Source organism: Pseudomonas sp. CAN1, from assembly GCF_030462585.1.
Taxonomy (GTDB): Bacteria; Pseudomonadota; Gammaproteobacteria; order Pseudomonadales; family Pseudomonadaceae; genus Pseudomonas.
Window position 1 is genome coordinate 610,196 of sequence record NZ_JASMRU010000001.1, and the last position, 21,380, is coordinate 631,575.

The following is a 21,380-nucleotide window of genomic DNA, read 5'->3' on the forward strand; positions in this document are numbered from 1 at the left end:
ATAGCTCCCTCTCCCTTCAGGGAGAGGGCTGGGGAGAGGGCAACCGCACACACGAATTCTGGAGTCTTGCCACCATGGCCAAACACGCCCCCGAACTGCCCATCGAAGTCGACAGCGAAACCGGCGTCTGGACCTCCGACGCCCTGCCGATGCTCTACGTACCGCGGCACTTCTTCGTCAACAACCACATGGGCATCGAGGAAGAGCTGGGCGCCGAGCGCTATGCCGAAATCCTCTACAAGGCCGGCTACAAGTCCGCCTGGCACTGGTGCGAGAAGGAAGCCGAGTGCCACGGCCTGGTCGGCGTGGAAGTCTTCGAGCATTACATGAAGCGCCTGTCCCAGCGCGGCTGGGGGCTGTTCCAGATCGAGCAGATCGATCTCGACAAGGGCACCGCCCAGGTGCGCCTGAAGCACTCGGCCTTCGTCTACGTCTACGGCAAGGTCAACCGCAAGGTCGACTACATGTTCACCGGCTGGTTCGCCGGCGCCATGGACCAGATCCTCCAGGCGCGCGGCAGCGAGTTGCGCACCGTGGCCGAGCAGGTCTACAGCGGCGCCGAGGAAGGCCACGACGACGGCCTGTTCGTCGTCAAACCTCTCTGATTCACGACTTTCGGCACGGGCGGCCCGAGGGTCGCCACCACAACAAGAAACCTCTGATCCCGTGAGGATGCCGCAATGGCTTTCGAGGCAATGTTCCAGCCGATCCAGATCGGCAAGCTGACCATCCGCAACCGCGTGCTCTCCACTGCCCACGCCGAAGTGATTGCCACCGATGGCGGCATGACCACCGAGCGCTACGTGAAGTACTACGAGGAGAAGGCCAAGGGCGGCATCGGCCTGGCGATCTGCGGCGGCTCCTCGGTCGTCTCCAGCGACAGCCCGCAGGAGTGGTGGAGTTCGGTGAACCTCTCCACCGACCGCATCATCCCGCACTTCCAGAACCTGGCCGACGCCATGCACAAGCATGGCGCCAAGATCATGATCCAGATTACCCACATGGGCCGCCGCTCGCGCTGGGACGGCTTCAACTGGCCGACCCTGATGTCGCCCTCCGGCGTCCGCGAACCGGTGCACCGGGCCACCTGCAAGACCATCGAGATCGAGGAAATCTGGCGGGTGATCGGCGATTTCGCCCAGGCGGCCCGCCGCGCCAAGGCCGGCGGCCTGGACGGTGTCGAGCTGTCCGCCGTGCACCAGCACATGATCGACCAGTTCTGGAGCCCGCGCGTCAACAAGCGCACCGACGAGTGGGGCGGCACTTTCGAGGGACGGATGAAGTTCGGCCTGGAAGTGCTCAAGGCCGTGCGCCAGGAGGTCGGCGACGACTTCTGCGTCGGTCTGCGTATCTCCGGTGACGAGTTCCATCCGGATGGCCTGTCCCACGAGGACATGAAGCAGATCGCCAAGTACTACAGCGACACCGGCATGCTCGACTTCATCGGCGTGGTCGGCTCCGGCGCGGACACCCACAACACCCTGGCCAACGTCATCCCCAACATGAGCTTCCCGCCGGAACCCTTCCTGCACCTGGCCGCCGGCATCAAGGAAGTGGTCAACGTGCCGGTGCTGCACGCGCAGAACATCAAGGACCCGAATCAGGCCACACGCATCCTCGAAGGCGGCTACGTCGACATGGTCGGTATGACCCGTGCGCACATCGCCGACCCGCACCTGATCGCCAAGATCAAGATGGGCCAGGTCGACCAGATCAAGCAGTGCGTCGGCGCCAACTACTGCATCGACCGCCAGTACCAGGGCCTGGACGTGCTGTGCATCCAGAACGCCGCGACCACCCGTGAGTACATGGGCCTGCCGCACATCATCGAGAAGACCACCGGCGTGAAGCGCAAGGTGGTGGTGGTCGGTGGTGGCCCGGCCGGGATGGAAGCGGCACGCGTCGCCGCCGAGCGCGGTCACGACGTCACCCTGTTCGAGAAGAAGGACCAGCTCGGCGGGCAGATCACCATCGCCTCGAAAGCCCCGCAGCGCGACCAGATCGCCGGCATCACCCGCTGGTACCAGCTGGAGCTGGCGCGGCTGAACGTGGACCTGCGCCTGGGCACCGGCGCGGACGCCGACACCATCCTCGACCTGCGCCCCGACGTGGTGGTGCTGGCCAACGGCGGCCATCCGTTCGTCGAGCAGAACGAACACTGGGGCGCCGCCGACGGGCTGGTAGTCAGCAGCTGGGACGTGCTCGACGGCAAGGTTGCGCCRGGCAAGAACGTGCTGGTCTACGACACCATCTGTGAGTTCGGCGGCATGTCGGCGGCGGACTTCCTGGCGGACAAGGGTTCCCAGGTCGAGATCGTCACCGACGACATCAAGCCGGGCGTAGCCATGGGCGGCACCACCTTCCCGACCTACTACCGCAGCATGTACCCCAAGGAAGTGATCATGACCGGCGACCTGATGCTGGAAAAGGTCTACCGCGAGGGCGACAAGCTGGTGGCGGTGCTGGAGAACGAATACACCGGCGCGAAAGAGGAGCGGGTGGTCGACCAGGTCGTCGTGGAGAACGGCGTGCGCCCGGACGAGAGCCTGTACTACGCGCTCAAGCAGGGCTCGCGCAACAAGGGCCAGATCGATGTCGACGCGCTGTTCGCGATCAAGCCGCAGCCGTGCCTCAGCGAGTCGGGCGACGGCTATCTGCTGTTCCGCATCGGCGACTGCGTGGCCCCGCGCAACACCCATGCCGCGATCTATGACGCGCTGCGTCTGTGCAAGGACTTCTAAGAGCGGCGACAGGCTGCAGGCAACAGGCGACAGGTGAGTGCTTCGCCTGGAGCCTGCGGCTTGTAGCCTGTAGCTGCGGCCAAGGTGGTTTTCCATGTTGAGCACACTGCTTCCCATCCTCCTTTTCACAGGCTTGGCACTGGCCGCATTCGGCGCCGTGAAGCGCTTCGCCATGTGGCGCCGCGGCCGGCCCGCCCAGGTCGACTGGCTCGGCGGTCTGCTGAAGATGCCGCGCCGCTACCTGGTGGACCTGCACCACGTGGTCGAGCGCGACAAGTACATGTCGAAGACCCACGTGGCCACCGCCGGCGGCTTCGTCGCCGCCGCGTTGCTGGCGATCCTGGTGCACGGTTTCGGCCTGCACAGCCGCATCCTTGGTTTCGCCCTGCTGGCCGCCACCGCGCTGATGTTCTGCGGCGCACTGTTTGTCGCCAAACGCCGCCTCGACCCGCCATCGCGGCTGTCGAAAGGCCCGTGGATGCGCCTGCCGAAAAGCCTGCTGATGTTCTCGGCGAGCTTCTTCATCGCCACCCTGCCGGTGGCGGGCATCCTGCCGGAAGGCTTCGGTGGTTGGTTCCTCGCGGCCATCCTCGCTGTCGGCGTGGCCTGGGGCGTGTCCGAACTGTTCTTCGGCATGACCTGGGGCGGGCCGATGAAGCACGCCTTTGCAGGCGCCCTGCACCTGGCGTGGCACCGCCGCGCTGAACGCTTCGGCGGCGGCCGTTCCACCGGCCTCAAGCCGCTGGACCTGGCAGACCCCATGGCGCCGCTGGGCGTCGAGAAGCCCACCGACTTCACCTGGAACCAGCTGCTCGGCTTCGACGCCTGCGTGCAGTGCGGCAAGTGCGAGGCCATGTGCCCGGCCTTCGCCGCCGGCCAGCCGCTGAACCCGAAGAAGCTCATCCAGGACATGGTCATTGGCCTGGCCGGCGGCAGCGACGCCAACTTCGCCGGCTCCCCGTACCCTGGCAAACCGCTCGGCGAACACAGCGGCGGCCCGCACCAGCCGATCGTTGCACTGGGCGGCAAGGCCCTGGTGGATGCCGAGACCCTCTGGTCCTGCACCACCTGCCGCGCCTGCGTCGAGGAATGCCCGATGATGATCGAGCACGTCGACGCCATCGTCGACATGCGCCGCCACCTCACCCTGGAGAAGGGCGCGACCCCGAACAAGGGCGCTGAGGTGCTGGAAAACCTCATCGCCACCGACAACCCCGGCGGCTTCGCCCCCGGTGGCCGGCTGAACTGGGCGGCGGACCTGAACCTGCCGCTGCTGGCCGACAAGCAGCAGGCCGACGTGCTGTTCTGGGTCGGCGACGGTGCCTTCGACATGCGCAACCAGCGCACCCTGCGGTCCTTCGTGAAGATCCTCAAGGCCGCCAACGTCGACTTCGCCGTACTCGGCCTGGAAGAACGCGACAGCGGCGACGTGGCCCGCCGCCTGGGTGACGAAGCCACCTTCCAGACCCTGGCCAAGCGCAACATCGCCACCCTGGCCAAGTACCGCTTCAAGCGCATCGTCAGCTGCGACCCGCACAGCTTCCACGTGCTGAAGAACGAGTACGGCGCGCTGGGCGGCAACTACCAGGTGCTGCACCACACCACCTTCATCGACGAGCTGGTACAGAAGGGCGCGCTGAACCTCGGCCAGAGCAAGGCCGCCAGCGTGACCTACCACGACCCGTGCTACCTCGGCCGCTACAACGGCGAGTACGAAGCCCCGCGCGCTGTGCTCAAGGCCATCGGCATCGAGGTGAAGGAAATGCAGCGCTCCGGCTTCCGCTCGCGCTGTTGCGGCGGTGGCGGCGGCGCGCCGATCACCGATATCCCCGGCAAGCAGCGGATTCCCGATATGCGCATGGTCGACATCAAGGAAACCGGCGCCGAGCTGGTAGCCGTGGGCTGCCCGCAGTGCACCGCGATGCTCGAAGGCGTGGTCGCACCGCGCCCGGAGATCAAGGACATCGCCGAACTGGTCGCCGAGGTCCTCATCGAGGCCACCGAGGTGCCGGCAAAAAAGCCCTCGCTGGCGCGCCGTGAAGAATCGGCGGAGGTGCACTGATGAACGCGCCGGACGCCCTCGTAGGGCGCATAAAGCCAACGGCTTTATCCGCCGCCCCGACTTCATCGGCGGATAACGCTGCGCGTTATTCGCCCTACATCAGCCTGGAGCATCGAGCATGAGCGACATCATCCGCCGCGACCCGCGCGCCGAGTGGATCGCCCGCAACCGCCTGCATCCACTGCACGCTGCCATGCAATCGGCCCAGGGCGGCGAAAGCCGCTGGATGGGCCCCAACGGCGTGGTGCGCAAGAATCCCCACGCGGTCGGCTTCATTGGCCCGAACGGCATCAAGCGCATCGACCGCTCCGGTGGCCAGCAGGGCACCGGCGGCAAGCGCAGTAGCACTCCGGAAGTGGTACAGCTGCCGCTGGTGATTCTCGAACAACCGGCGTTCCTCATCGCCGTGGTCCCGGACATGGTCGGCGGCCGCCTTTCCAGCCACGACCGCGACCTGCTCGGCCTGGCTCGCAAGCTCGCTGGCAGCGACGGTGCGGTGCTCGCCGTGGTGTTCGGTGGGCACAAGGAATCCGCCTTCGATACCGCCGGCGTCGACCGCCTGCTGCAGATCGATGGCAGCGAGTACGACGGCTACGCCCCGGAACAACGGGTACTGGCGCTACGCTCGGCGAACAGCCAGTTCGCCCCGCGCCACTGGCTGCTGCCAGACAGCCGCAGCGGTGGCGGCGAGCTGGGTCGCCGCCTCGCCGCGAGCCTCGGCGAACGTCCGGCAACCCGCGTCTGGCAGGCCGAAGGCGAGCGTTGCGTCGGCCGTGCCGGCGCCGGCCAGCAAGACCTGCACCGCGAGCTGCCGCGTCTGATCCTGGCCGCTGCGGAGTGCGCCGAGCCGGTCAGCGAAACCCGCCACGAAGCCCGTGCTGTCGAGCTGGAAAGCAACGTCGCGCGCAATCTCCCGCGCATCGAGGACCTCGGCCCGGTGGCCGTGGATCCGGCGCAGATTCCCATGGCCGAGGCGGAGTTCATCCTTTCCGGCGGCAACGGGGTGAAGGACTGGGACCTGTTCCACCGTGCCGCCATTGCCCTCGGCGCCACTGAAGGCGCCTCGCGCGTGGCGGTGGACGACGGCCACATGCCGCGCGGTCGCCAGGTCGGTGCCACTGGTACCTGGGTCACCGCACGGGTCTATCTCGCCGTCGGCATCTCCGGGGCGATCCAGCACCTGCAGGGCATCGGCTCCTGCGACAAGGTGGTGGCGATCAACATGGACCCGGGCTGCGACATGATCAAACGCGCCGACCTCTCGGTGATCGGCGATTCCGCGGCGATCCTCAAGGCGCTGATGGCCCTGGCCGAGGCCCATCGCAATGGAGCGGCGCGTGATGCGGCCTGAACCCGGAATGCTCTTCGTAGGAGCGAGCTTGCTCGCGAACCTGCCAAGCCAGAAGCTTCGCGAGCAAGCTCGCTCCTACACCGATTCTGAGGTGTCTGATGAATGACCTGAACATCGTCGCCCTGGTTTCCGTCGGCGCCCACCCGGCCTCCGGCCGTGCGCGTCGCGCCGAGCAGGATGCGCGCGCGGTGGAGCTGGGCATGAGCCTCGCCGGCAAGCGCCTGCGTGTGGTGCATGCCGGCGATGCCGGTGAGGAAGCACTGCGCGGCTATCTCGGCATGGGCCTGGATGAGCTGGCGGTGCTGGAGCAGCCCGCTGGCGCTGACGCCCTGCCGGCGCTGGCAGCCTACCTCGGCGACAGCGAAGCACAGCTTGTGCTCACGGGTACCCAGGCAGAAACCGGCGAAGGCTCCGGCATGCTGCCCTTCCTGCTGGCCGAGCGCCTGGGCTGGCCGCTGGTGATCGGCTTGGCAGAAGTGGAGAAGGTGGAAGGCGGCAGCGCCCAGGTGCTGCAGGCCTTGCCCCGTGGCCAGCGCCGGCGGTTGAAGGTGCGCCTGCCCTTCGTCGCCAGCGTCGACAATGCCGCACCGGTGGCCCGGCAGAGTGCATTCGGCCCGGCCCGTCGCGGTTATCTGGAAGCCCACGAAGTGGAAGTGGTGGAAGACCCGCTGCTCGCCGAGGGCAATCTGCAACCGGCGCGCCCGCGCCCCAAGCGGCTGAAGGTGATCAAGGCCAAGACCGGCGCCGAACGCATGAAGGCCGCCACCGCCAAGGCTTCCGGCGGCACCGGGCAGGTGCTCAAGGACGTCACCCCCGAAGCGGGCGCCGAGGCGATCTTCAAGTTGCTGCGCGAAGAGGGCGTGATCCGTGTTTGAGTACGGAGTGGCCTGATACCGATCGCGGACGGAGTCCGCTCCTACGCTCAGAGTTTGCCGTAGGAGCGGACTTTGTCCGCGATTGGCTGGTCCAAACGCGTAATGGCGCAGGGAAGATGTTGAAATAACACGAGAATCATCTCGTAAGCTATTGAATTGACAGCATACGGCTTGTCAGAAGAACTGCGTTTCTGCTGGCCCCCAGGCGCCCCTTTCTTTATCCTCCGCACCCTTTGAAAGGCTTTGCGGAGGCTCCCATGCTCGATTCCACCCTCGAACAACTTGAACAGCTGGTCGCCGAACTGCTGCAGCAGAATGAAGTGCTGGTGCAGGACAACGCCCAGGTGCGTGAAGAGCTGCTCAAGGCCCGTGAGGAAAACGACAGTCTGCAGCTGTCCCTGATGGAGCAGGAAGAGAAGCACAACGCCACGGCTACCCGCCTGCAGGCCCTGATCCGCCGCGTCAGCGACAGCCGCACCCACGCATGAGTGGCGACGGCGTCCGCGTCCTGCGCATCCTCGGGCGCGAGTACAGCGTCCGGGCGCCGGCCGGTGAAGAGCGCCGGCTGCAGGACGCGGCCGCGCTGTTGCAGGCGGAGATCACCGCCAGCAAGAAAAAATTCCCCTACGTCACCAGCAATGAGCTGATGGTGCTCTCCGCGCTCAATCTCTGTGCCCGCCAGCTCGGCGCGCAGGACGAGGAGTGCGACGAGGCGGACGCCGTGGAGCGTATCGCCGCCCTCAACCGCCGGATTCGCGATCACCTGCAAAGCCAGGACTGATCCCGCGCGTCTCTGCTTTTTTGTAGGAGCGAGCTTGCTCGCGAACCTAATTCTGCACCGGCACTACCGAGGTGAGATCGTGTTCGCGAGCAAGCTCGCTCCTACAGTGTCCGCTCCCATGCGCCCTATGCCGATGTCGTCTTGTCACGGGTGATTCCGTGCCTGCGGCTTCCCCTCACCCCAGCCCTCTCCCGGAGGGAGAGGGGGCAGATTGTGCTGGCTGACACCATGGCCTCATCCTGCGCCGAACAGTCCCCTCTCCCTTTGGGAGAGGGTTAGGGTGAGGGCCGATCCGAGCTCAGAAATATCCAGTGAGAGCGGGCGTCCAATCTCTGGACGTACCCAAATCGCAGGCAAAAAAAGGGGACACCGGGGTAAGCGGTGTCCCTTCTAAAGGAGAGTGGGCCAGAAGGCCCCTCAACCGGTGAGACGTGGCGCTTCGGACAAGTCCGCCGCGCCGGGCATAAAAGAAGGGAGTGGGGGTAACCAATCCCTGAAAGGTGAGGAAGGAGTACTCCCCCTCAACCGGTGAGACGTGCCCGGCTCGCACCGGGCGGGTGATCAGGCGCGCAGCGGAATCAGGCGCGGGGCGATCATGTTTTCCGGCAGCAGGATGTCGGCCAGCGTGGCTTCGTCCAGCAGCTTCTCCTCGCGAACCAGTTCCAGTACGCCGCGGCCGGTTTCCAGCGCGATCTTGGCGATGCGGGTGGAGTTCTCGTAGCCGATGTACGGGTTCAGCGCGGTGACCAGGCCGATGCTGTGTTCCACCAGCTGGTGGCAGCGCTCGACGTTGGCGGTGATGCCGGTGATGCAATGCTCGCGCAGCATGTCCATGGCGCGCTGGAGCAGGCGGATCGAGTCGAAGATCTTGTAGGCGATCAGCGGCTCCATCACGTTCAGCTGCAGCTGGCCGCCTTCGGCAGCGATGGTCAGCGCCAGGTCGTTGCCCATGATTTCGAAGGCGCACATGTTCACCGCCTCCGGGATCACTGGGTTGACCTTGCCCGGCATGATCGAGCTGCCCGGCTGGCGCGGCGGCAGGTTGATCTCGTTGATGCCGGTGCGCGGGCCGCTGGACAGCAGGCGCAGGTCGTTGCAGATCTTCGACAGCTTGACCGCGGTGCGCTTGAGCATGCCGGAGAACAGCACGAAGGCGCCCATGTCGGAAGTCGCTTCGATCAGGTCGGCGGCCGGGACGACCGGATGACCGCTGATTTCAGCCAGGCGCTCGACGGCGAGCTTCTGGTAGCCGGGGTCGGCGTTGATGCCGGTGCCGATCGCGGTGCCGCCGAGGTTCACTTCGGTCAGCAGTTCCGGCGCCAGGCGACGCAGGCGGTCGAGGTCTTCGCCCAGGGTAGTGGCGAAGGCGTGGAATTCCTGGCCGAGGGTCATCGGCACCGCGTCCTGCAGCTGGGTACGGCCCATCTTCAGTACGCTGGCGAACTCGACGCCCTTCGCGGCGAAGGCCTGGATCAGGCTGTCGAGGCTGGCCAGCAGGGTGTCGTGGCCGAGCAGCAGGCCCAGGCGGATGGCGGTCGGGTACGCGTCGTTGGTCGACTGCGCCATGTTCACGTCGTTGTTCGGGTGCAGGTACTTGTACTCACCCTTGGTGTGGCCCATGGCTTCCAGCGCGATGTTCGCGATCACTTCGTTCGCGTTCATGTTGGTGGAGGTGCCGGCGCCACCCTGGATCATGTCCACCACGAACTGGTCGTGGAAGTCACCGCGGATCAGACGGGCACAGGCTTCGCTGATGGCGGCGTGCTTGTCTGCCGGCAGGTGGCCGAGCTTGTGGTTGGCATCGGCTGCCGCCTGCTTGACCATCGCCAGGGCGACGACCAGCTTCGGGTAGTGCGACAGCGGCACGCCCGAGAGACGGAAGTTGTTCACAGCGCGCAGGGTCTGAATGCCGAAGTAGGCTTCAGAAGGTACTTCGAGGGTGCCGAGGAGGTCTTTCTCGATGCGGAACGATGCAACAGGGGACATGACAGAGATTGTCTCAAAGGAACACGGCCAGTGCCGCGATGCCCGGTAGACTAGGGATTTCGCCTTTCGTCGGCCAATGCTGTTAAAGGCTGCCTCATGCACGAACGGCATAATGTACCCTGTGACGAATTGATGACGGCGAGCGTATGACTGTGCTACGCGCGCCCGGCTCCTGACCAATCGATCAGCGTGTGACAGCGTTGGAGTTGACGTGAACCTCGAAACCAAATGGCTGGAAGACTTCAGCACCCTGGCCACCACCCGCAGTTTTTCCCAGGCCGCGGAAAAGCGCTTTGTCACCCAGCCCGCGTTCAGCCGGCGTATCCGCAGCCTGGAGGACGCCCTCGGTCTGACCCTGGTGAACCGCCAGCGCACGCCCATCGAGCTGACCGAGGCCGGCCAGCTGTTCCTGGTCACCGCCCGCGCGGTGGTCGAGCAGCTCGGCCAGGTGGTGCGCCACCTGCACCACCTGGAAGGCGGGCAGGGCGAGGTGCTGCAGTTCGCCGCCGCGCACTCCCTGGCGCTGGGCTTCTTCCCAGCGTGGATTTCACGTCTGCGCTCCGAAGGCCTGAACATCGCCAGCCGCCTGGTGGCCACCAACGTCGGCGAGGCGGTGCACCTGCTGCGCGAAGGCGGCTGCGACCTGATGATGGCCTTCTACGACCCGGACGCTGCGCTGCAGATGGACCCGGAGGTCTTCCCCTCGCTGCACCTGGGCCGTACCGAGATGCTGCCGGTATGCGCGGTGAACTCCGCCGGGGTGCCGCTCTACGACCTGGACAGCGGCCAGAGCGTGCCGCTGCTGGCCTACAGCGCCGGCGCCTTCCTTGGTCGCGGCGTGAACCTGCTGCTGCGCCAGCGCAACCTGCGCTACACCACCGTCTATGAGACGGCAATGGCCGACAGCCTGAAGAGCATGGCGCTGCAGGGCATGGGCGTGGCCTGGGTGCCGCGCCTGAGCATGGAGTCGGAACTGGCCCGTGGCGAACTGGCGCTGTGCGGCGGCCCGCACTGGATCGTCCCGCAGGAAATCCGCCTGTACCGCTGCGCCCTGGTGCGCAAGGCGCAGATCCGCCTGCTCTGGCGCAAGCTGGAAGGCGGCCTGGGCCTCGACGAGACACCCTGATCCGCGGGGCGGAGATGCACGATCTTCAAGTGGCCATGGCCCAAGCCGCGGCAGTTCGAGTGCTCGATCACTGTGGCGTTCTGACGGTCAGAAGCGACTGTCTTCTTCTGGGATTCCGCGCCCGGATTTCCCTCTCCTTTAAGGGAGGGGGCGCAGGTCGTACCGGCTGACGCCTTGTCATCAGCTCGCACCGAACGGTCCCCTCTCCCTTCAGGGAGAGGGTTAGGGAGAGGGCAGGCCCTCGTGCAGGGTTTCAGTTTGGAACAAAGGTTTCTGAATGGCGCGGGGTAAGCGTTCACCCCGCGCAGAGCCCTACATCTCGACCACGATCCGCCCTTCGATCTGTCCGGCGCGCATGCGGTCGAGGATGGCGTTGATGTCGTCCAGCTTGCCGGAGGCGACGGTGGCCTTCACCAGGCCTTCGCCGGCGAAGTCCAGGGCTTCCTGCAGGTCAGCGCGGGTGCCGACGATGGAGCCGGTGATGTGCAGGCCCTTGAGCACCACGTCGAAGATCGGCGTGGGGAAATCACCCGGCGGCAGACCAACCAGCGACACGGTGCCGCCGCGACGGGCCATGCCGATGCCCTGGCCGAAGGCGCTGTTGGATACAGCGGTGACCAGCACGCCATGGGCGCCGCCGATATCGCGCTGCACCACTTGCACCGGGTCTTCCGTCTTCGCGTTGATCGTCAGGCTGGCGCCCAGGCTGCGGGCCAGTTCCAGCTTGGCGTCATCCACGTCCACTGCCACCACGTGCAGGCCCATGGCCTTGGCGTACTGCACGGCGACGTGGCCGAGGCCGCCGATGCCGGAGATCGCTACCCACTGGCCGGGACGCGCGCCGGTTTCCTTCAGGCCTTTATAGACGGTGACGCCCGCGCAGAGGATCGGCGCGATCTCGATGAAGCTGACGTCCCTGGGCAGGATGCCGACGTAGTTGGGGTCCGCCAGCACGTATTCGGCGTAGCCGCCGTTCACCGAGTAGCCGGTGTTCTGCTGGCTCTCGCAAAGGGTTTCCCAGCCGGTCAGGCAGTGTTCGCAGCAGCCGCAGGCGGTGTACAGCCAGGGCACGCCGACGCGGTCGCCTTCCTTCACACGGGTGACGCCGGCGCCGACCGCGGCGACGAAACCGACGCCTTCATGGCCGGGAATGAACGGCAGGCTCGGCTTCACCGGCCAGTCGCCTTCGGCTGCGTGCAGGTCGGTGTGGCAGACGCCGGACGCCTCGATCTTCACCAGGATCTGCCCGGGGCCGGGCAGCGGGACTTTGACTTCCTCGATCCGCAGTGGCTCGCCAAAGGCGTGGACGACAGCGGCTTTCATGGTCGTGGGCAGGGTCGTGGACATTGCGCTCGCTCCTTGAAGGGTGAGGGATCAGCCCCATCCGGGCTGGTCGTGTCAGACGAGTCTGAGCCTGTGAGCCTAGGCCATCTTGAGCTGCGGCAAGCTTTTCCGAAGTCGCTGCAGGGCGTTTCAATCGGCCAGTGACGAAATCGGGACCAACGGTCACGCACAGTGCACTGCGCCACATCCTTTGCGGTATACTGCGCCGCCTTCAAGCCGGCACTGCCCGCCGGTTTGGCCACGTACAAGCCACGCCCTCACGGAGTCGTGGCTTGTTGGTTTCTGACGCGCCCAAGAGCGCACTTGAGAGAGGCACGACGATGAGCGCACTGGTTGGCGTGATCATGGGTTCCAAATCCGACTGGAGCACCCTGAGCCACACCGCAGACATGCTGGACAAGCTCGGCATTCCGTATGAAGTGAAGGTGGTTTCCGCCCACCGGACTCCGGACCTGCTGTTCCAGTACGCCGAAGAGGCCGATGGCCGCGGCATCGAAGTGATCATCGCCGGTGCCGGCGGTGCCGCTCACCTACCGGGCATGTGCGCCGCCAAGACCCACCTGCCGGTCCTCGGCGTGCCGGTGCAGTCCTCCATGCTCTCGGGCGTCGATTCGTTGCTGTCCATCGTGCAGATGCCCGCGGGCGTCCCGGTGGCCACCCTGGCCATCGGCAAGGCCGGCGCGACCAACGCAGCCCTGCTCTCCGCCAGCATCCTGGGCGCCAAGTACCCGCAATACCACGAGGCGCTGAAGCAGTTCCGCGCCAACCAGACCGAGACGGTGCTGGACAATCCCGATCCGCGCGAGGCCTGAGTACGACCATGAAGATCGGTGTCATCGGTGGCGGCCAGCTGGGCCGCATGCTGTCCCTGGCGGGCACCCCGCTGGGCATGAACTTCGCCTTCCTCGACCCGGCGCCGGACGCCTGCGCGCAAGCCCTGGGCGAGCACATCCGTGCTGACTACAGCGACCAGGACCACCTGCGCCAGCTGGCCGATGAAGTCGACCTGGTGACCTTCGAGTTCGAGAGCGTGCCGGCCGAGACCGTGGCCTTCCTCTCGCAGTTCGTGCCGGTCTATCCGAACGCCGAGTCGCTGCGCATCGCCCGCGACCGCTGGTTCGAGAAGTCCATGTTCAAGGACCTGGGCATCCCGACGCCGTCCTTCGCCGACGTGCAGTCCCAGGCCGACCTCGACGCCGCGGTGGCCAGCATCGGCCTGCCGGCGGTGATGAAGACCCGCACCCTGGGCTACGACGGCAAGGGCCAGAAGGTCCTGCGCAAGGCCGAGGACGTCAGCGGCGCCTTCGCCGAATTGGGCAGCGTGCCGTGCATCCTCGAAGGCTTCGTGCCCTTCACCGGCGAAGTGTCGCTGGTGGCGGTGCGCGCCCGTGATGGCGAAACCCGCTTCTACCCGCTGGTGCACAACACCCACGAGAACGGCATCCTGCGCCTTTCCGTGGCGAGCACCGACCACCCGCTGCAGGCGCTGGCCGAAGACTATGTCGGCCGCGTGCTGGACAAGCTGCAGTACGTTGGCGTGATGGCCTTCGAGTTCTTCGAAGTCGACGGCGGCCTGAAGGCCAACGAGATCGCCCCGCGCGTGCACAACTCCGGCCACTGGACCATCGAAGGTTCCGAGTGCAGCCAGTTCGAGAACCACGTGCGCGCCATCGCCGGCCTGCCGCTGGGCTCGACCGCGAAAGTGGGCGAGAGCGCCATGCTCAACTTCATCGGCGAAGTGCCGCCGGTGGCCGAGGTGCTGAACATCGCCGACTGCCACCTGCATCACTACGGCAAGGCCTTCAAGGCCGGGCGCAAGGTCGGCCACGCCACCCTGCGCAGCGCCGACCTGCCGACCCTGAAGGCGCGCATCGCCGAGGTGGAAGCGCTGATCGCCAAGGCCTGACGGCCATTCGATCCGGGTGACAGCAGAAAGCCGCGTCAATCGCTGACGCGGCTTTTTTCATGGGCGATCGGCAGACTGCTGTAAGGCTCGCGAAACACTCCAGGTCGCTCTGGCGCGCGGGAATACACGGAACGCGAGGCTTTCCTACACTGTCCCATGACACGCGCGAACCCACCGCGCATATCCCACAAGGAGGGACTGTCATGGGCTTCATCGGAACCATCGTCATCGGCCTGATCGTCGGACTCATCGCACGCTTCCTGAAGCCAGGCGACGACAGCATGGGCTGGATCATGACCATCCTGATCGGCATCGGCGGCTCGCTGCTTGCCACCTACGGCGGCCAGGCACTCGGCATCTACGCGGCCGGCCAGGCGGCAGGCTTCATCGGCGCGGTGATCGGCGCCATCGTGCTGCTGGTCATTTACGGCCTGATCAAGAAGAATTGACGGTGATTTCCGGCCCTCTCCCGCATGGGGGAGGGTGCTGGAGGAATTTCCCGCCTGTGCCCGACCGGGCCCTTCGAGTCCACGATGCGCCGACCATTGCTCGCCTGCTGTCTGATACTGCTGACTTCCCTGGCGTCCGCCGCCGAACTCCCCGAAACCGACTGGCTGTCCCTGATGCCGCCGAGCGACCGCAAGGCGCTGGAAGATATGCCGGAAATCACCCATAACGGCCCCGAGGCCAACGGCACCTTCGACAGCAAGGGCGGCCTCAAGCAGCACGACAAGAAGCTGCCGCAGGTTATGTATTCCACGAAAACCGTGGCCGCGCTGAATGGCAAGGCGCTGCGCCTGGGCGGGTATCCGGTGCCGCTGGAGAACGACGCCAAGGGCCGTGTCACCGAGTTCTTCCTGGTGCCCTATCCGGGCGCCTGCATCCACGTGCCGCCGCCGCCGCCGAACCAGATCGTGCTGGTGCGCTACCCCAAGGGCATCAAGATCGACGATATCTACAACCCGATCTGGGTCAGCGGCACGCTGAAGGTGGAGAAGGTCAGCAATGACCTGGCCGATGCGGCCTACGCCATCGACGACGCCAAGGTACGCCCGGTGGAAGAGAGCGACCTGTAACGCCATCTCGTGAACCCAGCGTAGGAGCGGACTTTGTCCGCGATAGGCTCAGACTGTAGGAGCGAGCTTTCTCGCGAACGCATTTCCCGGCCGCTCCGGAGTCGGGCGGGTTCGCGAGCAAGCTCGCTCCTACAACGAAGAAAAGGCGTCAGGCAGCAGGAGCGTAGGGCGAATCACCTGGAACAGGTTATCCGCCGGATCGCCTGCGGCGGATAACGCTGGCGCGTTATGCGCCCTACGGGGAGATCACACCTCCAGCGGCTCGCCCCAGATTTCCACCTTCATGGTCTCGCTGCGCCCCGGCGCCACGCTCATCACGTCGTCCCATACCCGCGCCGTCTCGATGCAGAGCATGCCCTGCCAGGCGTCGTCCTCGAACTGCGAAAGGCGCGCGGCCTTGTCGATCCACGGGTTCCACACCACCGCGGAGCGCGAGCCGCTGGCCTGGATGTGGATGCCGCGCTCCCAGGCCGGATCTCGGATCACCAGCGGTTTCTCTACGTCCAGGTAGATGCGGTCGGTTTCCCCGGCGATGCGCACCACGCCGTGCTGGTCGCGCAGCTCCCACTTCTCCAGGGTTTCCACGTAGCGGCAGCCTTGCAGTCCGTCGATGCTGGCCTGACGTACATCACCCACGGCGAAATAGGTGTGCAGCGCCTGGCTGACCGGCAGCGGTGCGTCACCCAGGTTGTGGGTGGTCATTTCCAGGGTCAGGCGCTCGCCGAAGCGCATCACCAGTTCCAGCCGCGCCGAGTGCGGCCAGCCGGGCAGGCCGTTGCGCGCATCGAAGCTGAAGTGCGCGGAGAGCTGGCCCAGTTCGTCAGCGATGTCGTCCAGCTGCCAGTCCACCGCGCGCACCAGGCCGTGGGCCGGCGCCTTGTCGCCCTGGTAGGCGGTGCGAATTTCCACCGGGTTGCGCTCCAGGTTGCCGAACCACGGCCAGCACACCGGCACGCCGCCGCGCAGGGATTGGCCGTGGCGGTATTCGGCGGTTTCGCTCAGCCACACCAGCGGCGGCTGTTCGTGGGGCTGGTAGCTCAGCAACTGCGCACCCTGCTGGGCGATCAGGGCTTCACCATGGGCGGTATGGATGCGCCAGCAGGGCAATTGGTCGATCTGCACCTGTTCGACGCGGGGAGTCTGGATGTCGCTGCTCATGGTGGTCTCCGGGACTGCGCTGCGAAAGAGTCAGTATCACCGATCCTTTGCGCAGCAGGCAGTTCCCGGAGAATGAAAAGATCAGCCCTGGCGCAGGTCTTCGAGGCGTTCGCGCTGCTGACCGTCGGCATCAAGGTTCGACGCGTCCAGCCAGCGTTCGAAGGCCCGCTGGCAGCGCGGCCATTCGCTGTCGATGATGGAGAACCACGCGGTGTCGCGGTTGCGGTCTTTGACCACCGTGGCCTGGCGGAAGGTGCCTTCGAAAGTGAAGCCCAGGCGCGCGGCGGCACGCATGGAGCGGGCGTTGAGCGCGTTGCACTTCCATTCCAGGCGCCGGTAGCCCATCTCGAAGGCCCAGCGCGCCAGCAGGTAGACCGCCTCGGTGGAGGCCGGCGAGCGCTGCATCACCCGGCCGTAGGCGATGTGGCCGATCTCGATGCTGCCGTCCTTCGGGAAGATCCGCAGGTAGCTGAGCAGGCCGACTGCGCGGCCGCTCGCACGGTCGATCACGGCGAAGAACAGTGGGTCGTTGCTAGCCGCGTTGCCGGCGAGCCAGGTGTCGAAGGGCGCGCGCTCGGGGAAAGGGCCGTAGGGCAGGTAGTCCCACAGCACCGGGTCGGAATCCGGGCCTTGCAGTGCCTGCCACAGGTCGTCGCCATGCACGGCGACGTCCAGCGCTACGAGGTTGATGGTGCGGCCGGTCAGGGTGCGGCGTTCGGGGCTGGCGGCGGGGCGCCAGTTCAGCAGGGGTTGGTCGTTCATGGGCGCTCCGGCTCAGAGAATCTTGCGGTACTGGACGAACCCGGAGCAGTCGGCGATCCGGTCGTAGAGGAACATGGCGTCGGTGTTGCTCTCGTGGGTCAGCCAGTGCACCCGCGAGGCGCCGTTGGCGCGGGCGTCGGCGTAGACGTGTTCGATCAGCTGCGCACCGATGCCGCCGCCGCGCTGGCCTTCGGCAACGTACAGGTCCTGCAGGTAGACGTAGTCGCCCTGGGTCCAGCAGGAACGGTGGTAGATGAAGTGCACCATGCCGATGGCCACGCCATCGCGCCAGGCGAGGGCCGCGTGCATCGGTTCGGCCGCATCGAGGAAGCGTTGCCAGGTGACGGCCGTGGTGGCCTCGTCGATGGTGGTCTTGTAGAAGCGCTGGTAGCCCTGCCAGAGCGGCAGCCAGGCGGCGTGATCAGCGGCGCTGACCGGGCGGATCTCGATGGAGGAAGACATGCTGACAACCTTTTGTGCGTTGGAATGCTTCCAGACTAGGTCGGGAATTGGTTCTGCTAAAGAGCCATTCATGGTGAAATCAAGGGAACCATTGCCGCCGTCTGGAAGCCGTCTCCATGAGCGTCCCGTTGCCCTTCAACCCCTCCGGTATCCGCCTCGATCCGGCTCGCCCATTGGGCGTACAGCTGTTCCAGGCGTTGCGCGAGCGCATTCTCGACGGGCGCCTGGCGGCCCGCTCGCGGCTGCCGGCCAGCCGCGACCTGGCTTCATCGCTGGGGGTCTCCCGCAATACCGTGGTGCGCGCCTACGAGCAGCTCTACGCCGAGGGCTACATCGAAGGCCGCACCGGGGATGGCACTTACGTGGCGGAGCGTGTGCAGCCCTCGGTCGACGCCGTGCGCAGCGAAACCCGCAGCGCGGATGCACCCTCCCTGGAGCGCCTTGCGCGGCACCATCTGCCGCTGCCGCCCACTGGCGCGCCACGGGCTTTCCGGGTCGGCGTGCCGGCCTTCGACCTCTTCCCCTTCGATACCTGGGCGCGGCTACAGGCGCGCTTCTGGCGCGATCCGCCGCTGGACTGCCTGGGCTACGGCGATCCGGCCGGCGAGCAGCGCCTGCGCGAACTGGTCGCCGCCTACCTGCGCACCACCCGTGGCCTGCATTGCGACGCCGGGCAGATCATCATCACCAGCGGCGCCCAGCAGGGCATCGCGCTGTGCGCCCAGGTGCTGCTCGCCGAGGGGGATGGCGCGGCCATCGAGAACCCCGGCTACCGCGCTGCCGGCCATGCCTTCGCCACGGCAGGCGCGCGCCTGCATGGGGTGCCGGTGGATGCCGATGGCCTGTGTACGGCGCAGCTGGAGCAGTTGCCGGATTGCCGGCTGGTCTATGTCACGCCTTCGCACCAGTACCCCACCGGCGTGACCCTGTCGCTGGCGCGGCGCCTGGAGTTGCTGGAATGGGCCGAGCGCAGCGGCGGCTGGATAGTCGAGGACGACTACGACGGCGAGTACCGCTACAGCGGGACGCCGCTGATGCCGCTGGCGGCGCTGGATCGCCATGACCGCGTGCTCTACGTCGGCACCTTCTGCAAGATCGCCTTTCCCGCTTTGCGCCTGGGTTACCTGGTCGTCCCGCCGGCACTGGCGCAGGCCTTCGCCCGCCGCCGCGCGCTGGATGTGCGGCATTCCGAGGTCGGTACACAGCGGGTGATGGCGGACTTCATCAGCGAAGGACATTTCCAGCGCCATGTACGGCGGATGCGCCGGGCCGCGCGTAGTCGCCGCGATGCGCTGCTGCGCGGCTGGCCGGAGGTTGCCGGCTGCGCGCCGATGCCGGCGGTGGAAGCGGGATTGCACCTGTGCGTGCGCGTCGATAGCCGTCAGCGCGAATTGGAACTGGTGCAGCGCGCAGCGGCGGTTGGGGTGGAGGTGAATGCCCTGAGCGATTACTGGCTGCCGGAGTCCGTCGAGCCGGCGGACCAGCGCGCCGGACTGGTGCTGGGCTTCGCGGCGGTGCCGGAGGCGCGGATCGCTGAAGCGCTCAAGGCCCTGCGCAAGGCCTGGGCACGAGCGTAGGGCGAATAACCGTTCACGGTTATCCGCCGTCCGAGCTCCGGCGCAGTGGGGCGGCGGATAACGCTTGGGGCGTTATCCGCCCTACGGGCGACTGTGGTTTTACCGGAGGCTTGTAACTTCCGGCTATTTCCTTAGCTGCCTTACGAAGTTGGCGGGAGGCACTACGCTCCCTAGAATATCGCCCCTCTCGAAAATACCCCGGAGCCGCCATGAGCCTAGCCCTGTCCACCGTCCCCGAGCGCAAGTCCACGGCGCCCTGGGTCGCATTCCTCCTGCTGCTGGCGGGCGCGCTGTTCCTCGCCCAGGTGGTGAGCGGCCGGCAGGCGCTGCTGTTCCTGGTCGGCGGTGCGCTGGGGCTGACGCTCTACCACGCGGCCTTCGGCTTCACGTCCGCCTGGCGCGTGTTCATCCGTGAGCGCCGTGGCGCCGGCCTGCGTGCGCAGATGGTGATGCTGGCGCTGGCAGTGCTGCTGTTCTTCCCGGCGCTGGCTGCCGGCACGCTATTCGGCGAACCGGTGAAGGGGCTGGTCTCGCCGGCCGGCACGTCGGTCATAGTCGGCGCCTTCATCTTCGGCATCGGTATGCAACTGGGCGGCGGCTGCGCCTCCGGCACGCTGTTCACCGTCGGTGGTGGCAACGCGCGGATGCTGGTGACACTGCTGTTCTTCATCGTCGGCTCGGTGGTTGCCACTCACCACATCGGCTGGTGGTTCTCCCTGCCGTCGCTGCCGCCGACTTCCATCGTGCAGTCGCTCGGCCTGTTCCCGGCGCTGGCGCTGAGCCTGGCGCTGTTCGCTGCCATCGCCGCCGTCAGCGTGGTGCTGGAGCGCCGCCGCCATGGCGTGCTGGAGCTGATCGCCAGCAACGGCGAGAAAGGCATCGGCCGGTTCTTCCGCGGTCCCTGGCCGCTGGTGTGGGGTGCGGTGGCGCTGGCACTGCTGAACTTCGCCACCCTGGCGCTGGCCGGACGCCCGTGGGGTGTCACTTCGGCCTTTGCGCTGTGGGGCGCGAAGGCATTTGAAAGCCTCGGCATCGCCGTCGACCAGTGGGCCTTCTGGCAAGTCGAAGCCAACGCCAAGGCGCTGGCCGCTCCGGTGTGGCAGGACGTCACCAGCGTCATGGACTTCGGCATCATGATTGGCGCGCTGCTGGCCGCCGGCCTTGCCGGTCGCTTCGCACCGAGCCTGAAGATTCCCGCGCGCTCGCTGGTTGCGGCGGTGATCGGTGGTCTGCTGCTGGGCTACGGCGCGCGCCTGGCCTATGGCTGCAACATCGGCGCGTACTTCAGCGGCATTGCCTCCGGCAGCCTGCACGGCTGGCTGTGGCTGGTGGCGGCGTTCTTCGGTAACGCGATGGGTGTGCGTCTGCGCCCGATCTTCTTCCCCGCCGAGCGGGTGGAAGAGCGCCTGACCGGCTGCTGAGTCAGGCCGGGCGGGGCGCCTCGCGCTCCGCCCAGTAAGTCTGCCGGTGGCCGCGAGCCTGGTAGTCCCGTGCCAGAGCTTCTGCCTCGGCGCGGCTCAGCTGGCGGCGCATGACGAAGCGGTTGCCGTTGTCGTCCAGGCGCAGCAGGCACCAGTCGCGCTCCTCAGGCATTGAAGGTGGAAGTCTTGCGCAGGCGCGCCGCGAGCAGGATCAGCAGGACGCCGAAGAACACCGAGTAGGCGCCGATCACCCAGGCCACGGCAATTGCACCGGCCCCCGGATTGCCGATCATCAGCACGCCGAACAGCACCGACACCGCGCCGGAGAGCCCCAGCCACCATTCGTTCTGCAGCGCCTTGCGCAGACGGATCGCGGCAATGATCTGCAGCACGCCCATCACCAGCGCCCAGCCGGCGATCAGCATCAGCAGGCCCAGCGCGGTCAGCTGCGGCCAGAGGAAGGCGACCAGTCCGGCGGCGATCCCGAGCAGCCCCACCAGCACCAGTGGCCACAAGGGTCGGCCGGACTCGCGCATCTGCGTGGCGGCGATCAGGGTGAACACGCCGTCGACGAGGGCGTAGGCGCCGAAGAACAGCACCATCACCGTCAGCACAATGCCCGGCCAGACCATGGCCAGGATGCCGAACAGCAGGGCGGCGACGCCGCGCAGGGCGATCCATTTCCAGTGGCGGCCCAGGGCCTGCCAGAGCGGGTGTTGCGACATGGCGGCAATCCTCGCGAGGGGTATGGC

21 protein-coding genes are annotated in these 21,380 nt (G+C 66.6%); 14 read left to right on the forward strand and 7 right to left on the reverse strand.

Features of this window, described 5'->3' with window-relative positions; genetic code table 11:
* Positions 1 to 74: 74 nt before the first annotated feature.
* The 7 genes from QO207_RS02830 (at position 75) to QO207_RS02860 (ending at position 7,810) form a co-directional block, all read left to right on the forward strand.
* A complete protein-coding gene (locus QO207_RS02830; protein WP_301479346.1) occupies positions 75 to 605 on the forward strand; it encodes a 4-vinyl reductase in 531 nt (176 codons plus the stop codon).
* Between the two features lie 75 nt (positions 606 to 680).
* A complete protein-coding gene (gene dgcA, locus QO207_RS02835; RefSeq protein ID WP_301479347.1) occupies positions 681 to 2,741 on the forward strand; it encodes a dimethylglycine demethylation protein DgcA in 2,061 nt (686 codons plus the stop codon).
* A gap of 94 nt (positions 2,742 to 2,835) precedes the next feature.
* Positions 2,836 to 4,803: a dimethylglycine demethylation protein DgcB gene (gene dgcB / locus QO207_RS02840; RefSeq protein ID WP_301479349.1), complete on the forward strand. Its 1,968-nt coding sequence runs from the start codon at positions 2,836 to 2,838 to the stop codon at positions 4,801 to 4,803.
* Positions 4,804 to 4,921: 118 nt separating this feature from the next.
* Positions 4,922 to 6,154, forward strand: a complete 1,233-nt coding sequence (locus QO207_RS02845; protein ID WP_301479350.1) for an electron transfer flavoprotein subunit alpha/FixB family protein — start codon at positions 4,922 to 4,924, stop codon at positions 6,152 to 6,154.
* 98 nt (positions 6,155 to 6,252) lie between these two features.
* On the forward strand, positions 6,253 to 7,029 hold the full coding sequence (locus QO207_RS02850; protein WP_301479351.1) for an electron transfer flavoprotein subunit beta: 777 nt from the start codon (positions 6,253 to 6,255) through the stop codon (positions 7,027 to 7,029).
* Positions 7,030 to 7,286: 257 nt separating this feature from the next.
* Positions 7,287 to 7,517 carry a hypothetical protein gene (locus QO207_RS02855; protein ID WP_301479352.1) on the forward strand — a complete coding sequence of 77 codons (231 nt, stop codon included), beginning with the start codon at positions 7,287 to 7,289 and terminating at the stop codon, positions 7,515 to 7,517.
* Complete coding sequence (locus QO207_RS02860; RefSeq protein ID WP_301479354.1) at positions 7,514 to 7,810, forward strand: cell division protein ZapA; 297 nt, start codon at positions 7,514 to 7,516, stop codon at positions 7,808 to 7,810. The genes QO207_RS02855 and QO207_RS02860 overlap by 4 nt, the downstream gene beginning before the upstream one ends.
* Before the next feature lie 561 nt (positions 7,811 to 8,371).
* Here the strand turns inward: QO207_RS02860 and QO207_RS02865 are convergent.
* Positions 8,372 to 9,796, reverse strand: coding sequence for an aspartate ammonia-lyase (locus QO207_RS02865; protein ID WP_301479356.1), 1,425 nt, complete (start codon positions 9,794 to 9,796; stop codon positions 8,372 to 8,374).
* Positions 9,797 to 10,007: 211 nt separating this feature from the next.
* Here QO207_RS02865 and QO207_RS02870 point away from each other — a divergent pair, with 211 nt between their 5' ends.
* A complete protein-coding gene (locus QO207_RS02870) occupies positions 10,008 to 10,922 on the forward strand; it encodes a LysR substrate-binding domain-containing protein (RefSeq protein WP_045214108.1) in 915 nt (304 codons plus the stop codon).
* Between the two features lie 312 nt (positions 10,923 to 11,234).
* Here the strand turns inward: QO207_RS02870 and adhP are convergent, their stop codons facing one another.
* Positions 11,235 to 12,269 carry an alcohol dehydrogenase AdhP gene (adhP, locus tag QO207_RS02875; protein ID WP_301479357.1) on the reverse strand — a complete coding sequence of 345 codons (1,035 nt, stop codon included), beginning with the start codon at positions 12,267 to 12,269 and terminating at the stop codon, positions 11,235 to 11,237.
* 317 nt (positions 12,270 to 12,586) lie between these two features.
* On the opposite strand from adhP, the gene purE reads away from it, so the two are divergent.
* The 4 genes from purE (at position 12,587) to QO207_RS02895 (ending at position 15,248) form a co-directional block, all read left to right on the forward strand.
* Positions 12,587 to 13,078 (forward strand): 5-(carboxyamino)imidazole ribonucleotide mutase, encoded by a 492-nt coding sequence (gene purE / locus QO207_RS02880; RefSeq protein WP_184597688.1) that lies wholly within the window; start codon positions 12,587 to 12,589, stop codon positions 13,076 to 13,078.
* Positions 13,079 to 13,086: 8 nt separating this feature from the next.
* Entirely contained in the window at positions 13,087 to 14,172 is a 1,086-nt protein-coding gene (locus QO207_RS02885) for a 5-(carboxyamino)imidazole ribonucleotide synthase (RefSeq protein ID WP_301479359.1), read from the forward strand.
* 203 nt (positions 14,173 to 14,375) lie between these two features.
* Positions 14,376 to 14,621, forward strand: a complete 246-nt coding sequence (locus QO207_RS02890) for a GlsB/YeaQ/YmgE family stress response membrane protein (RefSeq protein ID WP_081519143.1) — start codon at positions 14,376 to 14,378, stop codon at positions 14,619 to 14,621.
* An 84-nt stretch (positions 14,622 to 14,705) separates the two neighbouring features.
* Positions 14,706 to 15,248: a DUF3299 domain-containing protein gene (locus tag QO207_RS02895; RefSeq protein WP_301479361.1), complete on the forward strand. Its 543-nt coding sequence runs from the start codon at positions 14,706 to 14,708 to the stop codon at positions 15,246 to 15,248.
* Positions 15,249 to 15,494: 246 nt separating this feature from the next.
* On the opposite strand, the gene QO207_RS02900 is transcribed toward QO207_RS02895, so the two are convergent.
* The 3 genes from QO207_RS02900 to QO207_RS02910 all read right to left on the reverse strand — a co-directional run bounded on the left by QO207_RS02900 (position 15,495) and on the right by QO207_RS02910 (position 17,630).
* A complete protein-coding gene (locus QO207_RS02900) occupies positions 15,495 to 16,406 on the reverse strand; it encodes a D-hexose-6-phosphate mutarotase (RefSeq protein ID WP_301479363.1) in 912 nt (303 codons plus the stop codon).
* An 81-nt stretch (positions 16,407 to 16,487) separates the two neighbouring features.
* Positions 16,488 to 17,168 carry a GNAT family N-acetyltransferase gene (locus tag QO207_RS02905; RefSeq protein ID WP_301479365.1) on the reverse strand — a complete coding sequence of 227 codons (681 nt, stop codon included), beginning with the start codon at positions 17,166 to 17,168 and terminating at the stop codon, positions 16,488 to 16,490.
* A 12-nt stretch (positions 17,169 to 17,180) separates the two neighbouring features.
* A complete protein-coding gene (locus QO207_RS02910) occupies positions 17,181 to 17,630 on the reverse strand; it encodes a GNAT family N-acetyltransferase (protein ID WP_301479367.1) in 450 nt (149 codons plus the stop codon).
* A 116-nt stretch (positions 17,631 to 17,746) separates the two neighbouring features.
* On the opposite strand from QO207_RS02910, the gene QO207_RS02915 reads away from it, so the two are divergent.
* Together QO207_RS02915 and QO207_RS02920 are read left to right on the forward strand one after the other, a co-directional pair.
* Positions 17,747 to 19,207 (forward strand): PLP-dependent aminotransferase family protein, encoded by a 1,461-nt coding sequence (locus QO207_RS02915; protein ID WP_301479369.1) that lies wholly within the window; start codon positions 17,747 to 17,749, stop codon positions 19,205 to 19,207.
* Positions 19,208 to 19,416: 209 nt separating this feature from the next.
* Positions 19,417 to 20,628: a YeeE/YedE family protein gene (locus QO207_RS02920; protein ID WP_301479371.1), complete on the forward strand. Its 1,212-nt coding sequence runs from the start codon at positions 19,417 to 19,419 to the stop codon at positions 20,626 to 20,628.
* Between the two features lies 1 nt (position 20,629).
* Here QO207_RS02920 and QO207_RS02925 read toward each other — a convergent pair whose 3' ends face one another.
* Both QO207_RS02925 and QO207_RS02930 read right to left on the reverse strand, forming a co-directional pair.
* A complete protein-coding gene (locus QO207_RS02925) occupies positions 20,630 to 20,800 on the reverse strand; it encodes a hypothetical protein (protein ID WP_301479373.1) in 171 nt (56 codons plus the stop codon).
* Positions 20,793 to 21,353 (reverse strand): HdeD family acid-resistance protein, encoded by a 561-nt coding sequence (locus QO207_RS02930; protein WP_301479375.1) that lies wholly within the window; start codon positions 21,351 to 21,353, stop codon positions 20,793 to 20,795. The genes QO207_RS02925 and QO207_RS02930 overlap by 8 nt, the downstream gene beginning before the upstream one ends.
* Between the last annotated feature and the right edge of the window lie 27 nt (positions 21,354 to 21,380).

Bases quoted from the DNA above. Each gene is read 5' to 3' on its own strand.
- QO207_RS02830 (WP_301479346.1), top strand. From the start codon at position 75: ATGGCCAAACACGCCCCCGAACTGCCCATCGAAGTCGACAGCGAAACC.
- dgcB (WP_301479349.1), top strand. From the start codon at position 2,836: ATGTTGAGCACACTGCTTCCCATCCTCCTTTTCACAGGCTTGGCACTG.
- QO207_RS02845 (WP_301479350.1), top strand. From the start codon at position 4,922: ATGAGCGACATCATCCGCCGCGACCCGCGCGCCGAGTGGATCGCCCGC.
- QO207_RS02850 (WP_301479351.1), top strand. From the start codon at position 6,253: ATGAATGACCTGAACATCGTCGCCCTGGTTTCCGTCGGCGCCCACCCG.
- QO207_RS02855 (WP_301479352.1), top strand. From the start codon at position 7,287: ATGCTCGATTCCACCCTCGAACAACTTGAACAGCTGGTCGCCGAACTG.
- QO207_RS02860 (WP_301479354.1), top strand. From the start codon at position 7,514: ATGAGTGGCGACGGCGTCCGCGTCCTGCGCATCCTCGGGCGCGAGTAC.
- QO207_RS02865 (WP_301479356.1), bottom strand. From the start codon at position 9,796: ATGTCCCCTGTTGCATCGTTCCGCATCGAGAAAGACCTCCTCGGCACC.
- adhP (WP_301479357.1), bottom strand. From the start codon at position 12,269: ATGTCCACGACCCTGCCCACGACCATGAAAGCCGCTGTCGTCCACGCC.
- purE (WP_184597688.1), top strand. From the start codon at position 12,587: ATGAGCGCACTGGTTGGCGTGATCATGGGTTCCAAATCCGACTGGAGC.
- QO207_RS02885 (WP_301479359.1), top strand. From the start codon at position 13,087: ATGAAGATCGGTGTCATCGGTGGCGGCCAGCTGGGCCGCATGCTGTCC.
- QO207_RS02890 (WP_081519143.1), top strand. From the start codon at position 14,376: ATGGGCTTCATCGGAACCATCGTCATCGGCCTGATCGTCGGACTCATC.
- QO207_RS02895 (WP_301479361.1), top strand. From the start codon at position 14,706: ATGCGCCGACCATTGCTCGCCTGCTGTCTGATACTGCTGACTTCCCTG.
- QO207_RS02900 (WP_301479363.1), bottom strand. From the start codon at position 16,406: ATGAGCAGCGACATCCAGACTCCCCGCGTCGAACAGGTGCAGATCGAC.
- QO207_RS02905 (WP_301479365.1), bottom strand. From the start codon at position 17,168: ATGAACGACCAACCCCTGCTGAACTGGCGCCCCGCCGCCAGCCCCGAA.
- QO207_RS02910 (WP_301479367.1), bottom strand. From the start codon at position 17,630: ATGTCTTCCTCCATCGAGATCCGCCCGGTCAGCGCCGCTGATCACGCC.
- QO207_RS02915 (WP_301479369.1), top strand. From the start codon at position 17,747: ATGAGCGTCCCGTTGCCCTTCAACCCCTCCGGTATCCGCCTCGATCCG.
- QO207_RS02920 (WP_301479371.1), top strand. From the start codon at position 19,417: ATGAGCCTAGCCCTGTCCACCGTCCCCGAGCGCAAGTCCACGGCGCCC.
- QO207_RS02925 (WP_301479373.1), bottom strand. From the start codon at position 20,800: ATGCCTGAGGAGCGCGACTGGTGCCTGCTGCGCCTGGACGACAACGGC.
- QO207_RS02930 (WP_301479375.1), bottom strand. From the start codon at position 21,353: ATGTCGCAACACCCGCTCTGGCAGGCCCTGGGCCGCCACTGGAAATGG.